Annotated in this window: 3 protein-coding genes; all 3 read left to right on the top strand. The window is 66.8% G+C overall.

Going from position 1 to position 2,280, the window contains the following annotated elements; translation table 11 throughout:
* On the top strand, positions 1-568 hold a 568-nt coding region (locus Q7T84_RS21055), incomplete at its 5' end, for an acyl-CoA dehydrogenase family protein (RefSeq protein WP_304813142.1).
* Entirely contained in the window at positions 568-1,656 is a 1,089-nt protein-coding gene (locus Q7T84_RS21050; RefSeq protein WP_304813139.1) for an acyl-CoA dehydrogenase family protein, read from the top strand. The genes Q7T84_RS21055 and Q7T84_RS21050, both read left to right, overlap by 1 nt.
* An 11-nt stretch (positions 1,657-1,667) precedes the next feature.
* On the top strand, positions 1,668-2,280 hold a 613-nt coding region (locus tag Q7T84_RS21045; RefSeq protein ID WP_304813136.1), incomplete at its 3' end, for an AMP-binding protein.

Here is a 2,280-nt window from a genome sequence, read left to right as displayed (position 1 = left end):
GACCTTCTTCACCGACGTGCGCGTCCCGAAGTCCCAGATCGTGGGAAAGCGCGGGCAGGGCTGGTTCGTCGCCAACGCCACCCTCAAGCACGAACGCGGAATGCTGGGGGACCCGGGCCAGCTCGAAAGCCGCTTCCTTGCGTTGGCGGAGCTGATGCGGAACGAGACGGCCGGCGACAGCCGGATCATGGACAACCCGATCCTACGGGATCGTCTGCTGCGGCTGCAGGCGGAACTCGCGGCGATGAAGTTCAATGGGCTCCGCGTCCTTGGCGCCTCGGCCAACGGCGGCGACGCGGGGCTCGCGCGGCTGATCGTCAAGCTGCAGGCCTGCGAGCTGGCCCATCAGATTTCGGCCTTGGCCATCGACGCCCTTGGCGAGCTCGGGGTGCTCTACGACGGTAGCCGGCATCTGCGCGCCCACGGCGCCTGGCAGCAGGCCTACATGTTCCAGCTCGGTCTGATCATCGGCGGGGGCACCGCCCAGATCCAGAAGAATATCATCGCGGAGCGGGGTCTAGGCATGCCGCGGGAGCCAAAGCTCGCCCAGGAAGGGAGCCGCGTCTGATGGAGTTCGGTCTTTCGAGCGAGCAGCGCATGCTGCAGGATGCCGTGGCCCGCTATCTCGCGGAACAGTCCCCGCTGCGGCATGTGCGGGATATCGCCACCGCCGCCAAGCCCTACAGCCCAGATGTCGCGGCGGGCCTGGCGGATCTCGGCGTGCCGGGGGTCGTCATCCCCGCGGAATTCGGCGGAATGGGCCTTGGCCTGCTGGAGGCCGCACTCATCGCGGAAGCGCTCGGCCATGGCGTCGCGCCGGTGCATTTCGCGGCCGCCCATGTGATGGCGCCCCTGGCGATCATGCTCGGCGGATCGGACGCCCAACGTCTTGCTTGGTTGCCCAAGCTGGCGAGCGGGGAAGCGACTGCGGCCGTCGCGATAAGCCAGTCCGTGGAGCGCCGGGACGGGGCCGGAGTCGACGCCAGGGATGGGCGTCTAGACGGGACCGCGTTGTTCGTGCTTGACGCTGCAGATGCCGACCTGTTCGTGGTAGCGGACACTACCGGCGCATTGCACCTGGTCGTAGCCGACGCGGCCGGTCTCACGCAGATCCCGTTGACGACCATCGACAAGACCCGGTCGGTCGGAGAGCTTCGACTGACGGGAGTCAAGGCCGATCCGTTGCCCGGCGGCGGAATCGAGACGACCCGACGGATCATCGACGCCGGGCGCATCATGCTGGCCGCCGACATCCTGGGCGCCGGCACGGCGATGATCGAACAGGCCGTGGCCTACGCTGGTACGCGCGTGCAGTTTGGCCGGCCAATCGGGTCCTTCCAGGCGGTCAAGCACATGTGCGCCGAGATGGCGGCAGCGCTGGAGCCCTGCCGTTCGCTGGTCTGGTACGCGGCGCACGCTTTTGACCATGCGCCGGACGAGGCCTCCCTGATGGCATGCCATGCCAAGTCGCATCTTTCCGAGGTCGGCCGGTTCGTCGCACGCACTTCGACAGAGGTGCACGGGGGCATGGGCTTCACCGACCTCGCTGGGCTGCACTTCTGGTTCAAGCGTATCGGCCTCGATCGGCAGTTGCTCGGTGGGCCAGAACTCGTGCGCAACGAAGCTGCCCGCCTGCAGGGCTGGATCGCCGCTTAGGAAGTATGCTCATGACCTGGAATTTCGGCGACATCCTCGACGCGCTCCCGAAGGCCCTTCCGCCGGACGCGCCGGCTTTCATTCATGGGGATCGGACGATCACCTGGGGTGAGACGTCGCGTCGGTCGAACAACTTGGCGCGCGCAATCCTGGCTCGCGGCGCGAAGGCCGGCGACAAGGTGGCGTTCTATATGCGCAACCGCCCGGAGTATGGCGAGGCGCTGGCCGCCTGCTTCAAAGGCCGGCTGACGCACGTGAACGTCAACTATCGCTACAAGCCCGACGAGGTGTTCTACATCTTCGACGACTCGGATGCGCAGACCGTCATCTACGGCTCCGAGTTTCGCGACACAGTGCTCCAGCTGAAGGATCGGCTGTCCAAGGTCGCCACGTTCATTGAGATCGGCGATGACGATCCGCCGGCGCCCTTCTCGGAGCGATATGAAGACCTGGCCGCGACCGGCGAGGGCGCGGCCTTAGGGATCGAGCGGTCTCCAGACGACCTTCTGTTCATCTATACGGGCGGTACGACGGGCATGCCCAAGGGGGTCATGTGGCGCCATGAGGACATGCGTGAGGCCCAGCTCGACGCGGTGCGGCGGCTCGGGCCGGCGCCGGAAACCC

The organism is Phenylobacterium sp. (genome assembly GCF_030654915.1).
Lineage (GTDB): Bacteria > Pseudomonadota > Alphaproteobacteria > Caulobacterales > Caulobacteraceae > Phenylobacterium.
This window is presented reverse-complemented; position numbering and strand designations above follow the sequence as displayed.